The sequence below is a fragment of the Aeromonas sp. ASNIH7 genome (assembly GCF_002903485.1).
Taxonomy (GTDB): Bacteria; Pseudomonadota; Gammaproteobacteria; order Enterobacterales; family Aeromonadaceae; genus Aeromonas; species Aeromonas caviae.
Genome location: NZ_CP026226.1, coordinates 1083491 through 1097019 on the forward strand (window position 1 = coordinate 1083491; position 13529 = coordinate 1097019).

At 62.5% G+C, this 13529-nt stretch carries 11 protein-coding genes and 1 riboswitch; of the genes, 6 read left to right on the top strand and 5 right to left on the bottom strand.

Annotated features, from left to right (window positions below; genetic code table 11):
• Positions 1–55: 55 nt before the first annotated feature.
• Positions 56–1039, top strand: coding sequence for a hydrolase (locus C2U47_RS04925; protein ID WP_045523726.1), 984 nt, complete (start codon positions 56–58; stop codon positions 1037–1039).
• Here C2U47_RS04925 and C2U47_RS04930 read toward each other — a convergent pair.
• On the bottom strand, positions 1021–2172 hold the full coding sequence (locus C2U47_RS04930; protein WP_042864339.1) for a GGDEF domain-containing protein: 1152 nt from the start codon (positions 2170–2172) through the stop codon (positions 1021–1023). The genes C2U47_RS04925 and C2U47_RS04930 overlap by 19 nt on opposite strands.
• Before the next feature lie 89 nt (positions 2173–2261).
• Between C2U47_RS04930 and C2U47_RS04935 the strand changes: the two genes are divergently transcribed.
• From C2U47_RS04935 to C2U47_RS04945, 3 genes are all read left to right on the top strand, one after another.
• Positions 2262–2507, top strand: a complete 246-nt coding sequence (locus C2U47_RS04935; protein WP_010673242.1) for a YheU family protein — start codon at positions 2262–2264, stop codon at positions 2505–2507.
• Positions 2508–2742: 235 nt separating this feature from the next.
• Positions 2743–3612, top strand: a complete 870-nt coding sequence (locus C2U47_RS04940; protein WP_010673241.1) for a phosphoribulokinase — start codon at positions 2743–2745, stop codon at positions 3610–3612.
• A 16-nt stretch (positions 3613–3628) separates the two neighbouring features.
• On the top strand, positions 3629–4162 hold the full coding sequence (locus C2U47_RS04945; protein WP_043152620.1) for a lipoprotein: 534 nt from the start codon (positions 3629–3631) through the stop codon (positions 4160–4162).
• Positions 4163–4231: 69 nt separating this feature from the next.
• On the opposite strand, the gene C2U47_RS04950 is transcribed toward C2U47_RS04945, so the two are convergent.
• Positions 4232–4531: a hypothetical protein gene (locus C2U47_RS04950; protein WP_010673239.1), complete on the bottom strand. Its 300-nt coding sequence runs from the start codon at positions 4529–4531 to the stop codon at positions 4232–4234.
• Between the two features lie 48 nt (positions 4532–4579).
• Positions 4580–4984, bottom strand: coding sequence for an OsmC family protein (locus tag C2U47_RS04955; RefSeq protein WP_010673238.1), 405 nt, complete (start codon positions 4982–4984; stop codon positions 4580–4582).
• Between the two features lie 374 nt (positions 4985–5358).
• Between C2U47_RS04955 and crp the strand changes: the two genes are divergently transcribed.
• Both crp and C2U47_RS04965 read left to right on the top strand, forming a co-directional pair.
• The gene (gene crp, locus C2U47_RS04960) at positions 5359–5997 is read left to right on the top strand and encodes a cAMP-activated global transcriptional regulator CRP (protein ID WP_010673237.1); all 639 of its coding nucleotides are present in this window, start codon (positions 5359–5361) and stop codon (positions 5995–5997) included.
• A gap of 127 nt (positions 5998–6124) precedes the next feature.
• Positions 6125–6925: a putative RNA methyltransferase gene (locus tag C2U47_RS04965; RefSeq protein WP_045523732.1), complete on the top strand. Its 801-nt coding sequence runs from the start codon at positions 6125–6127 to the stop codon at positions 6923–6925.
• 140 nt (positions 6926–7065) lie between these two features.
• Here the strand turns inward: C2U47_RS04965 and C2U47_RS04970 are convergent, their stop codons facing one another.
• Both C2U47_RS04970 and C2U47_RS04975 read right to left on the bottom strand, forming a co-directional pair.
• Positions 7066–9663 (bottom strand): glycosyl hydrolase family 18 protein, encoded by a 2598-nt coding sequence (locus C2U47_RS04970; protein ID WP_043152616.1) that lies wholly within the window; start codon positions 9661–9663, stop codon positions 7066–7068.
• Between the two features lie 111 nt (positions 9664–9774).
• A riboswitch (cyclic di-GMP riboswitch) is annotated at positions 9775–9861 on the bottom strand.
• A 201-nt stretch (positions 9862–10062) separates the two neighbouring features.
• A complete protein-coding gene (locus C2U47_RS04975; protein WP_103261478.1) occupies positions 10063–13524 on the bottom strand; it encodes a hybrid sensor histidine kinase/response regulator in 3462 nt (1153 codons plus the stop codon).
• Positions 13525–13529 lie beyond the last annotated feature (5 nt).

Genomic DNA, 13529 nt, shown 5'->3' on the forward strand with positions numbered 1-13529 from the left:
CGGCGAGCCAAGGGCTCGCCGCACCCTTTTCCTCCCAGCTCTTCCGAGTCGCTGCATGTTGACAGAAAGCCACTTCCACGCCCCCTGGTGGGCCCGCAACCCCCATCTGCAAACCATTTTGCCCAAGTGGCTGCGCCGCTCGCCTGCCCGCTTCATCCAGGAGCGCTTCGAACTCCCGGACGGCGATTTCGTCGATCTGGCCTGGAGCGGCGAACCCGGCCAGGATGAACAACCCCTGGTGGTGGTGTTCCACGGACTGGAGGGGAGCATTCACTCCCACTATGCCAAAGGGCTCTTTGCCCACCTGCAGCGGCAAGGGAACGAGGCGGTGCTGATGCACTTTCGGGGGTGCAGTGGCGAGCCGAATCGGCTGCTGCAGGCCTATCACTCAGGCGCCATCGAGGACGCCCAAGCGGTGATTGCCGAGCTGGGGCGGCGTTTTCCTGGCCGTCCCCTGGTCGCCATCGGCTATTCCCTGGGGGGCAACATGCTGGTCAATCTGCTGGCGCGGGCCTGCCCGGCACCATTGAAGGCGGCGGTGGTAGTGTCGGCCCCGCTGCAACTGGCAAGCTGTGCCGATCGGGTCAATCAGGGCTTCTCACGGGTCTATCAGAACTACCTGCTGCGCACCATGCGAACCAACCTGCAAAGCAAGATCCGGCGCCAGAGCGCGGCACGGGCGCGCTGGCAGCCGGCCCAGATCACCCGCATCGCCACACTGAGGGAGTTCGACGAGCTGGTGACGGCACCGCTCCATGGTTTCGAAAGCGCCGATCACTACTACCAGACCTGCTCCGGCCTGAGCCTGCTGGCCCGCATTCCCATCCCGACCCTCGTCATTCACGCCGCCGACGATCCCTTCATGACCGATGCCGTCATTCCGGCGGCGGAGCAGCTCTCCCCTCTGGTGCGCTACGAGCTGAGCCGCCAGGGCGGCCACGTGGGCTTCCTGCACGGCTCTCCCTGGCGCCCCCGTTTCTGGCTGGATGAGCGCATCAGCCAGTGGTTGCGGCAACAGACTCAGGGCGCGAACCGGTAACCGTTGCGCCCCTCTTCCTTGGCCTGATAGAGGGCGCCATCGACCCGCTCGAGCAGCATGACGAGGCTCTCCCCGGCTCGCCACTGGGCTATCCCCTGGCTCAGGGTGAGGTGGGGGGCTACGTCGGAATCCTCATGGGGCAGAGCCCTGGCCGCCAGAGTGGCGCGAATGCGCTCCGCCACCTCCTGGCCACCGGCCAGCGTCGTCTCCTGCAGCAACACCACGAACTCCTCTCCCCCGTAGCGCGCCACCAGATCGCCGGGCTCCCGCACACTCTCCTCCAGGCACTCGGCCACCAAGATCAGGCACTCATCCCCCGCCTGATGCCCATAGCGATCGTTGTAGCGCTTGAAGAAATCCACATCGAGCAGGATCACGGTGAGCGGTACATCCTGGGTGGTGCCTTGCGCAATGGCACGCTTGCACGCCTGATCGAAGTGGCGACGGTTGGCTATGCCGGTCAGGGGATCCCGGTTGGCCATGGCATTCATCTTGTTTGCCAGCATCAGGTTGTCGTGCTCCCTTGACACCGCAAGCTCGAACCAGCCGTTGAGCATGCGCCGTCCCGTCTCCAGCACCACTAGCAAGACCCCGACCACTATGGTGTTGACCAGAACAAAGGGCTCAGGACTCCAGGAGGCTCTCACCAACAAGAACAGCAGGGGGACCGACACCAGTGCGTAAAACAGCCGCACATCGCAATACGCGGCGACGAGACCGGTCAGCAGCAACAGACTGACCATGTTGAAAATGAAACTGAAGCCTCCCTTCAAGTCGACGATCGAGATGGTGTAACCCACCATGGCCCAGGCTAGCCCCCAGGCCAGGGCACAGACGCACAGGGACACCAGCCAGATGGCATGGGATTGACGGGAGAGCCAGCCCCACCCGAGCGGCAGCAGCAGGCCAACACCTATCATGGCAAAGAGCTGCCATTTGTATGACCAGGGCAGGTTGCCGACCAGTACCAGGTGTGCATCCCGATAGATGTAGAAGCGGGTCAGCAGAAATACGAGGGCGATGAGATTGATGACCCAGTACCAGCGCAAACCGGCGCTCAGGGCGCGGCGGCGGGCATCGAACAGGTGCTGTTCGAATTGACTGGAGGGTCGGCGTGCGTCAATGGATTGCATGGCTCCCCTCGTCCAAAACGAGACAAATCCCTTGCGCTTGCCGACCAGACATCGACAATATCCGCAACCCACTGAGTGAAGATGAAATCATGATTATCCCCTGGCAAGAACTGGAGCCGGACACCCTCACCAACCTGCTCGAACACTTTGTGCTGCAAGAAGGCACCGAATACGGTGAACAGGATGTCAGCCTGACCGACAAGGTCGAAGCAGTCAGGCAACAATTGCTACAAGGTAGCGCCGTGCTTGTCTACAGCGAGCTGCACGAAAGTGTCAATGTCGTCCCAAAGACTCATTTAAGCAAGTCACCCACTGACGACTTCCCCCAAGCGTAACGCGGTCACGGCTTATCGGGCGGCTCACCCCGCCCTCCACCTATCCAGCTCACATCATCAGGCCGCATGACCAGTTCGCCACCCAGCAGCACCTATTCCAACGTACCCAGAGCACAGGGCAGCCCTTGTTCACAGCTATTGCCGGGAAGCGTGGGGGCAGCGGGAGGATGACGGCGCACTTGACCGCACTTTGGGCCACCCCTTATAACGGAACTCCCAAGGAAGAGAGAATTCTATGTCCGCCAAGCATCCCATCATCGCGGTCACCGGTTCGTCCGGTGCCGGTACTTCCACCTCCACCAACGCCTTCCGCTCCATGTTCCACCAGCTTGGATACAAGGCGGCCGTGGTCGAGGGGGACAGTTTTCACCGCTACACCAGGCCCGAGATGGACGTGGCTATCCGCAAGGCCCGGGAGCAGGGGCGGCATATCAGCTACTTCGGCCCGGAGGCCAACGACTTCGGTCTGCTGGAGTCCTTTTTCCAGGAATATGGCCAGAGCGGCACAGGCCAGTACCGGCGCTATCTGCACAGCTTCGACGAGGCAGTGCCTTTCAACCAGATGCCGGGCACCTTCACCCCCTGGCAGGATCTGCCCGGCGAGACGGATCTGCTGTTCTACGAAGGACTGCATGGCGGCGTGGTCACGGGGGAGCACAACGTGGCGCGGCACGTGGACTTTCTCATCGGCGTGGTGCCCATCGTCAACCTGGAGTGGATCCAGAAGCTCATTCGCGACACCTCGGAACGCGGCCACTCCCGCGAGGCGGTGACCGACTCCATCGTGCGTTCCATGGACGACTACATCAACTTCATCACGCCGCAGTTCTCCCGTACCCACATCAACTTCCAGCGGGTGCCGACCGTCGATACTTCCAACCCCTTCAGCGCCAAGGTGATACCCAGCCTGGACGAGAGTATGCTGGTGATCAGGTTTCGGGGCATCAAGCAGGTGGACTTCCCCTACCTGCTGTCGATGATAGACGGCGCCTTCATGTCCAGGATGAACACCATCGTCGTGCCGGGTGGCAAGATGGGCTTCGCAATGGAACTGATCCTGCGCCCCCTGATCCAGCAACTGATCGAAACGGGCAAGATCACCTGAGCCAAGGAGCTTAACGATGCGCGCTGCACTTCTCTCATTCACGCTGGCAACCCTGCTGGGGGGTTGCAGCTCCGGCCCCGCCGCCCCCACGGTCGAAACGGGCACCATGGTGGTTCGCCCGGCGGAGCATTGGACCTACGGGGCGACACCACGCTATGCGCTGGCCGAACAATTCCAGTATGCGGGCAACAGCGCCGCGCCCTGGCTCGAGCCGGTACAGCAGGCCGTCATCCGGCAACTGGACGGCAAAGGCTGGCGCAGCGTTCCCCTGGATGAGGCCGACGTCTGGGTCGCCATCGGGGTAGCTGGCAGCCAGGACATGAGCGATGGCGAGATCTTCTCCCGCCTCGGCATGACACCGGGCCTGAACGCCGCCGCCAATGCCCGCAAGGGGACCCTGGCCGTCGTGCTGCTCGACGGGCATAGCCAGAAAGCAGTGTGGAGCAGCGCCATCCAGCTCGCCAGCGACGTGCCTGTCGCAGAGGAAGCCCGTGGCCAGCTTAGCCAGCAACTGGCCGCCCAGTTGCTGGGCTCGCTACCGTCAGACTGATGTCTCTTTCAACAAAAACGGCCTGCTTCACGCAGGCCGTTTTCCATGCACGCCGTGACGGCATCAGGGTCACTTCAACTCGCAGGTCAGCTGGGTCACACCGCTCTTGACCAGGGTGGCCTGCTTGTCCTGACGGGAGAAGGTAGTCACCCCGTCGGAATAGCTGGCAGTCTCTTTGGGCGACTCGATGCGCCCCAGCTTGTGATAGACACCGGCATAAGGGAACTGCACCATGTCGGCCTGGGCATCATAGGTGATGGCCAGCAACTCTTCCCCGCACTGATACTGGCTGTATTGATACTGGGTCGGCTGCGGCATGCTGCAGGCGGCCAGACCGAACAGGGGAAGCAACATCATCATTTTTTTCATCGCACTTTCCTTATGTCATGGCGTTATCGACGGGACAAACTTTAGCGGTCAACCCTCAAGAATTTGATAACTATGGGTAATTTCTACCGCTTTTTCCAACATCAGGGAAACTGAACAATATTTTTCCATGGACAGATCCACCGCACGGGCGACCTGCTTCTCCGCCAGCCCCTTGCCGGTCACCACGAACTTGAGGTGGATCTGCTCAAATACCCGGGGAACGGTATCGGCGCGGGTCCCTTCCAGTTCGACATGGCAGGCGGTCACGGACTGACGGGCCTTCTCCAGAATGGAGACCACATCGATGGAGCTGCAACCGCCGACAGCCAGCAGGATCATCTCCATCGGGCTGGCACCTTCACCCGGGTTGGCGCCATCCAGGGTCACCTGATGACCGGACTCGCTCTCCCCCACAAACTTCATGCCTTCCACCCAGCTGACCTTGGCTTTCATCTCTCACTTTCCTCTCAATGACAACAGTTCTAACGCCCATAGCATACCTCAAGCCGGGGTCGAGTGGCACATGCGCCATGATCTTGCCCGTTCCCGACGATAAAGCCCCGTTTGTGGCGACAGCAGCCTCTCCTGCGAAACGGACGACGACCCAAAGGGAAATAGATCGAAATCAACATCCGACCTCCTCTTCTTGCCTAGAATGCCCCGGACGACGCAGCAGATGGCGGCTCACCGGTGGACGGCAAAACCCCAAAGCCTTGTCAGCACAGGCAAAGGCTCTTATTCTACTGCGACCAAAGAGTAAGGAATGGCAAGCTTGGCAACTTGCCTGGACGCACAGTCCATAAAAATGACACTACAGAGGAAGTCTCATGATCATTGGCAAACCGCAAAGCGATCCCACCCTTGAGTGGTTCTTGTCGCATTGCCACATTCATAAGTATCCCGCCAAGAGCACCCTGATCCACGCCGGTGAAAAAGCGGAAACCCTCTACTACATCGTCAAGGGCACCGTCGCCGTCCTGATCAAGGATGACGAAGGCAAGGAGATGATCCTTTCCTACCTGAATCAGGGGGATTTTCTGGGCGAGATGGGGATGTTCGAAGAGAACGAGAATCCGGAGCGTTCCGCCTGGGTACGTGCCAAAGGCGCCTGTGAAGTCGCCGAGATCTCCTACAAGAAGTTCCGCCAGCTGATCCAGGTCAACCCGGACATCCTGATGCGCCTCTCCGGTCAAATGGCCAAGCGCCTGCAGCACACCAGCCAGAAGGTCGGCAACCTCGCCTTCCTGGACGTGACCGGCCGCATTGCCCAGACCCTGCTCAACCTGGCCAAACAGCCGGATGCCATGACCCACCCGGATGGCATGCAGATCAAGATCACCCGCCAGGAGATCGGCCAGATCGTCGGCTGCTCCCGTGAAACCGTCGGCCGCATCCTCAAGATGCTGGAAGAGCAGGAGCTCATCTCCGCCCACGGCAAGACCATAGTGGTGTTTGGTACCCGCTGACCGGGTTCCGCCGACGGCGCCCGCACAGCGCCGTTGGATAAAAAGGCTGCCCATGGCAGCCTTTTCCGATCCTCTCCCCTATAATCCCGAACGCCCCGCCGTCATGGCCTTCGCCAAGAGAACTCCTATGCACCTTCAATGCCCCCTTTGCCGCAGCCCCCTGCACCTTCATGCCGCCTCCCGCGGGGTCTATTGCGACAACAAGCACCACTTCGATCCCGCACCGGAAGGCTATCTGGACCTCATCCCCGGCAAGAAGAACCCCAAGGACAGCGACAGCCGGGCCCTGCTGCGCGCCAAGCGCCGCTTCCTGGAACAAGGCCACCAGCTGCCTCTGGTGGACGCCATGGCGAACCTGCTCGCTCCTCTTGGCGATCGCGAGCTTGTCCACCTCGGCTGTGGCGAGGGGTACTACTGCCGCGCCCTGGCTGAGCGGCTGCCCGGCTGGCAGGTCGGCGGTTTCGATCTGGCCAAGAATGCCATCTTCGCCGCCAACAAGGCGCAACCGGAAGGCCAGTTCGTCATCGCCGACCCGGCGCGCGCCCCGCTGCTGCCTGGCACGGCCCAGGTGCTGCTGGTCAACGACCTCAAGGTCAAGACGGAACTCCTGGTCAGCTGGCTGGCGCCGGGCGGCTATCTGCTCCACGTGCAGCCCGGCCCTCGCCATCAGTGGCAATTGCGCGTCAGCCTCAATCCGGTGAGCATGGAACATCCCCTGAGCTGGCCCGCCTTCACCGGGCTCGTCAGTGTTGCCCAGCAACGCGCCCAGTTCAGTACGGCGCTGGATCAGAGCCTGCGCGAGCACATTCTGGAGACCAGTCGCCTCGGCTGGCGTGCCAGCGGCGAGCAGCGCCACGCCTTCACCCACCAGGGGCCCGACGCCCTCGAGCAGGATCTGCTGCTCAGCCTGTGGCAAAAACCGCTGTGAACCGGTGACATACCATGAAAAAAGGCCCTGACGGGCCTTTTTGACAAAGCGAGTGCGCCTTTTCCCTGACAGGGAAGAGACACCCAACCACGCAGCAAGACAAAAATGGGGCCCTCGGCCCCATTTTTCTTCACGGCAGATCAGTTGCAGCTCGCCGCGCCCTGATCGACCCAGACGGCGGCCTTGCCGGGCTCATCGCCCTTGGTCCAGTACTGGGCCTTCCACTTGCGGCCGTTGTGGCTGGTGACATCACCGCCGTTGTAGACCACTCCGGCATCCCAACCCAGTTGCACCTGGCTCACCAGTTTCCACTGATCGGCGGTGCGGCTCGGCTCGTTGCCCTGGGTCCAATACTTGGCCTGCCACACCAGTTGCTTGTGGCTCACCTTGTCATTGGTGTTGTAGACGGTACCTGCACTCCAGGCCGGGTGGTTGGCCGCATCCGGATCGCTGGCCTCGCAGCCACCACCTGTACTGGCCGGCTTGACGGTCAGGCGGGTAACGGCTGTGGCATCCAGCGCCCCGTCGGTGACCACCAGGGTCAGATCGTAGGCCGTGTCACTGGTCACGTTCGAGCCCGTTACTACCAGGGTCGCGCTGTCCAGACCGGTGGCGCTGAGCCCGGCCGGCACTGTCCACTGATAGCTCAAGGCATCACCATTGGGGTCGGAAGCGGTGGCCTTGATGCTCACCTGCTTGCCGGCCTCGACGGTCGCACTGGCCGGTACGCTGACCACGGGGGGCAGGTTCGGCTGCGGCGCCTTGTTGGTGACCACCACCTGATCCTTGGCCGAGAGCCCCTGATCGTCGGTCACGGTCAGCTCGAACACCAGATTGATGTCGCTGCTGACGGCATCCAGTACCACACGGGCCTTGGCCTGGGTGGCATCCAGCAGGCTGGCCTGGGGTCCGGAGACCTGTTTCCAGCTGTAGGTCAGCGCCCCGTTTTCCGGATCATGGGAGGCGCTGCCGTTGAGGGTCACCTCGGCCGGACCGGTGGCACTCAGATCGCTGCCGGCATTGGCAACCGGCGGCTTGTTGACCGGCGGCAGCGTACCCTCGCCGTGGCCCAGCCCCTCGTGCATGGCGTTGAGGATGTCGCCGTTGTCCGCATCAATTTCCCAGGCGAACAGACCGCCAAGCTGGTTCGCCAGCACGTACTGCCCCTTGGCCTTGACCGAGCGGTCGTTGTCGAAGGTGATGAGGTCGCCACTGCTGGCCTTGAAGACATAGGGGGCCTCGGCTGACTCGTCATAGCCCTGCTCCCAGCCTGCGCCCATGCGGTTGTTGACGATGTCGCGGTAATCCACCACGCCATTTTCCCAGGTACCGCTCACCGGTCCGGTAGCGGTGCCGGTGAAGGGGTTGCCGGCCTGGTAGTTCTTCACTCCGGTCCAGCCACGGCCATACATGGCCGCCCCCACCACTATCTTGCCCGGTGTCACCCCCTGACCCAGCAGCGCCTTGACGCCCTTGTCGGTGGTGTACTTGGTGGCCGGATCCCAGCTGGAGGCAAAGAGGTTGGTCTGGTGGGCCAGATTCGTCAGGTCGAAGGCGCCGCTGAAGTCGTAGCTCATCAGGAAGATGTGGTCCATGTACTGCTGGGCCGCCTGATAATCCACCTTGGCAATCTTGTCACCGCCGGCGCTGATGGCCGAGGTCAGCTCATACTGGCGGCCGGTCTCGGCTTCCAGTTCATCGAGCATGGCTCGCAACTCCTTCATCAGCACCACATAGGTAGCGCCGTCATTCGGGCCGCCCAGGCTGGGGTTGGCCCCCTGTCCGCCCGGGAACTCCCAGTCGATGTCCACGCCGTCGAAGAATTTCCAGGTCTGCAGGAACTCTTTGACCGAGGCGACGAAGGTATCGCGCTTGGTCTTGTCACCCAGGAAATAGAAGGGATCGGAGAGGGTCCATCCGCCGACAGACGGCAGGATCTTGAGGTCCGGGTGGGCCTGTTTGAGGGCCATCAGGTTGCCGAAGTTGCCCTTGTAGGGCTCATCCCAGGCGCTGAGGTTGCCCTGAGACATCTGGATCGCCGCCCAGGGATCATGGATGGAGACCTTGAAGTCTTCGCGGCCCGCACAGGAGCGCTGCAACGCCTCGAAGCTGCCGGAGATCTCTTTGAGGCTGTCGTTGATGCCGTTGCCACCGCAGATGGGGGTGAAGCCGTAGAGGATATGGGTCAGGTTCTGGGCCGGGATCTTGTCCACGGTGAACTTGCGACCATAGACACCCCACTCCACGTAGTAGGCCCCCACCACCTTGCCGGACTTGTTGGCGTAGGGCTTGTTGTTCTCCTTGAGGGGCGCATTGAGCGGCGCCAGGTGGCTGCCGTCGGTATCGGCGACCATCAGCTCCTTCTTGTCGGAGAGGGTGCAGCCATCGGCGTTGCACAGGGCCACCTGCATCTGGTAACGCCCCCCCTTGGTGACCTTGAAGTTGGCGGTACCCGCGGCGGAGGCCGGGCCTGACCACACCTCCTTGCCGTCGAGCAGTACCTTGGCGGTCTGTCCGACGTCACCGGACCAGAGGTTCCAGGTCACGCTGACGGGAGCGCCATCCTTGTGGACGGTCACCAGCTGGTTGTAGGCCGAAGCAGCCTGATTGACTTCAACGATGGCAAACTTGGTGGGGCCGGAGCCAATGGTGGGTTTGCCCGGGGCAGCGGCGAAGGCGGAGGTAGTGCAAAGCCCCCCGACCAGAAGCGCCAGCAGGGAAAGTTTTGGACTTAACATATTTGAACTTCCTTATTTCGTTATTGGAATTAACAACGAAAAAGGCAACGCAACCTGCCAGGTAACGCAGACAACATCGCAACCATGGCTTGGCCCATGGACGATACAACCTGTGGTGGCCCCGCTATCCTAGGTACGCAGACCCTTAGACCGGAAGCTTTGCGTCCCGGACTTTCATCCGGTTTGCCTTTTTGCACAACTTGATTTGCGACAAAAATAATCGCCGAATGACTATAGAGGAGAGTCGCCCGGGTGCCGCCTGCCAAAAGTGACACCCAACAAGACTCAATTATCACCAAACTCGGCAAATGGCGACAAAAGTGGCGCCATCATCGCCGATCATGGCGCCTGGATGGCATCAAAAAAATGTTCAGCCAATGCTCGATTCTGTGAGACCAGTCACTGAACCGGCATCAGCAGGCTGTTCATCAGGGCGCGCAGCTTGAGAGGTTTGACCGGTTTGCTCACGTAGCCGAAGCCGTGCTCACGGATCTGTGCCTGCAACTCGCTCTTGCGATCCGCACTGATGATGATGCCGCCGATACCGTTGCCGTGGGCCAGCCTGATCATGTGCAGCGCCTGCAACCCGGTCTTGCCGTCATCCAGGTGATAATCCGACAGCACCAGCGCAGGCAGGAAGCCGCCGTCGATGATCTCTTCCGCCTGCTCCAGGCTCTGGACACAGCGCACCTCGCAGCCCCAGCGTCCCAACAGCGAGGCCATGGCGATGAGGATATCCTCCTCGTTGTCGATGCAGAGGATCCTGACCCCTTCCAGCTGACTGTCTCGCAGGGCCGGGGTCGTCACCTGGCTGGGGATGACGGGCCGGGTCGCGAGGTTCAGGGTGATGGCAAAGACGGACCCCGCTCCGGGCCAGCTGCGCAGGGAGAGCTGATGACCCAGCACCAGCGAGATGCCGCGGGCGATGGCGAGCCCGAGGCCAAGCCCCTGCTCTCTGGCTGTGCGGGAGTGATCGAGGCGGGAAAACTCGTCGAAGATCGCCTCCTGCTTTCCCTCCGGGATGCCGGGGCCGTTGTCCCACACCTCGATGCGCACCTTCTCCCCCATGCGGCGACAGCCGAGCAGCACCCGACCGCCGGGGTTGTAGCGAAATGCGTTGGTGAGGAAGTTCTGCAACACCCGCCGCAGCAAGCGCACATCGCTGTAGACCGCAAGGCGGCTCTCCACCACGGAGAACTGGATCCCACCGGCCTGGGCCAGCACGCCGAATTCCGCCTTGAGATTGTCCAGCACATCGCTCAGGGCGAAATCGAGCTTCTTCGCCTTGAACTTGCCCGCCTCGAGGCGCGAGATGTCCAGCAGATCCGTGATGAGATCCTCGGTCGCCCCCAGGGCGTCGTCAATGTGGCGAGCGATGCGGGCCGGTTCGTCTTCCGGGGGCAGCATCTCCAGCAAGGAGGAGGTGAAGAGCTTGGCCGCGTTCAGCGGCTGGGTCAGGTCGTGGCTCACCGCCGCAAGGAACCGGCTCTTGGACTGATTTGCCCTCTCCACCTGCTGGTTTACCAGCAGCAGTTGGCGGTTGAGTTCGGAGAGCTCGTGGGTGCGCTCAGCCACCCGCGCCTCCAGGTGCTCGTTCGCTTCCCGCAGCACCCGCTCCGCCGCCCTGAACGGGGTGATATCGGTGAAGGTCATGACAAAGCCCCCCGCAGGCATGGGGTTGCCCTGCATCTCGATGACTCGGCCATCGGGACGCTCCCGCGCCGAGACATGGGGGCTGCCACGCTTCATGAAGGCAACCCGCCGCGCCACCTGGGCCTCGATGTCTCCCTGGCCGCACAACCCCTGTCCAGCGTTGTAGCGGATGATCTCCTCGATGGAACGGCCCACCTGAATGAGACCGGGGGGATAGGAGAACAGCTCGATGTAGCGTCGGTTCCAGGCCACCAGCCTGAGCTCCCTGTCCACCACGGAGATCCCCTGCCCCATGTGTTCGATTGCCCCCTGCAACAGGCCGCGGTTGAAGCGGAACATGTCGGAGGCCTCGTCCACTATGGTGGCGATCTCCTCGAGCTGCATGTTGCGTCCCTGCAGGGCAGAGGCCAGCACCAGGCGGGCGGACGAGGTGCCGAATACCCCCGCCAGCAGTCGCTCCGTGTGGGCGATGAGCTCGGCGGAGGCCTGCATCTGGGGCGCCAAGGTGCCTCCCCGCTCGCCGGCGAAGCGGCCGAAAGCCCGTTTGACGCGGCTGGAACCGACGAAGCGGGCCGCCAGCATCTCCAGCTCCTTCACCGAGACCCGCGCATGATAGAGCGCCGAGGTATCCCGGCTCGTCTTGCCGACGAAGTTGGCGGCCTGCAGCCGCTCGCTCACCGCCGCCCGTGACAGCAGGGAGCCCGCCACATAGCCGGCGAGGTTGAGCAGAAGACTCAGGAAGAGGCACCAGGCCCCCAGGCTCAGATCCCGCACCGCCGGCCAGTCTGGGGGCGCCAGCAGGGCTTCGAGGGGGGAGCCAGCCAGCAGTCCGCTCTCCGCCAGCAGGGTCACGAACCAGAGGCTGACCCCGAGGGCGAGCCCGAGATAGACCCCCTTGCGATTGCCATGACGCCAGTACAGGCCGAGCAGCAGGGCCGGTGCGAACTGGGCCACGGCCCCGAACGAAAGATAACCGATGCGCGACAGACTGGTGAGATCCCCGAGCCAGAGATAGAGCGCCCAGGCCGCCAGCAAAATCAGCAAGATGGCGCCCCGACGCACCTGCAGCAGCAACCGCATCAGGCGCTCGTCCCGCCCCTGTTGCCAGACCCGGCGCAGCAGGACCGGCAACACCAGATCGTTGCTCACCATGATGGCCAGGGCGATGGTGCAGACGATCACCATGCCGGTGGCCGCCGAGGTACCGCCGAGAAATGCCAGCATCGCCATGCCGTCGAATCCGAGGGACATGGGGAGGCTTATCACATAGGTGTCCGAGGCCATGTCTGCCCCGACCCACTGCTTGCCTGCCAGCGCCAGCGGCCAGATGAAGAGCCCCATCAGGAAGAGATAGAGGGGGAAGATCCAGCGGGCCCAGTGCAGATCCTGCCCCTGGTTGTTCTCCACCACGGTCACGTGAAACTGGCGCGGCAGGCAGATGACGGCACACATGGCGATCAGGGTGTAGATGGCGAGCTCCAGCAGACTGCCCGGCGTCACCGCCACCACCGCATCGAGGAAGTCGCCCGCCACCAGGGTACGCGCCTCGCTCGGTCTGGCGATGATGAGCCAGAGCGCAAAGCCCCCCACCGCCATGAAGGCGAGCAGCTTGACCACGGACTCGAAGGCGATGGCCACCACCATGCCCCTGTGGTGCTCGGTGGCATCCAGGTTGCGGGTGCCGAACAGAATGCTGAACAGGGCCAGCAGCAGGGTGACCCCCAGCGCCAGCTCCGCCATGTTGCTGGTGGGGCTGACCCCCGTGCTGTTGGCCATCAGCAGATCGAGCCCGGTGACGATCGCCTTGAGCTGCAGCACCAGATAGGGAAGTATCCCCATGACGGCGATGAGGCTGATCACCATGGCCAGGCGCTGGGACTTGCCATAACGGGCGGCAATGAAATCGGCGATGGAGGTGATGTGCTCGCGCTTGGCCACCAGGATGAGGCGGGCCAGCAGGCGCCAGCCAAACAGGAACACCAGCATGGGGCCCAGGTAGATGGGCACCGGCGACCAGGGGGATTCGCTGGCTTGGCCCACGGTGCCGAAGAAGGTCCAGGAGGTGCAATAGACCGCCAGCGACAGGCTGTAGAGCAGAGGCTGCCCCTTGGGGCGACGGCGCTTGTTCTTGTCCGCCACATAGGCGATGAGGAACAGCAAGCCCAGATAGGCGAGCGACAACCCGATCAGCAGCCATCCTTGGTGCATATCTC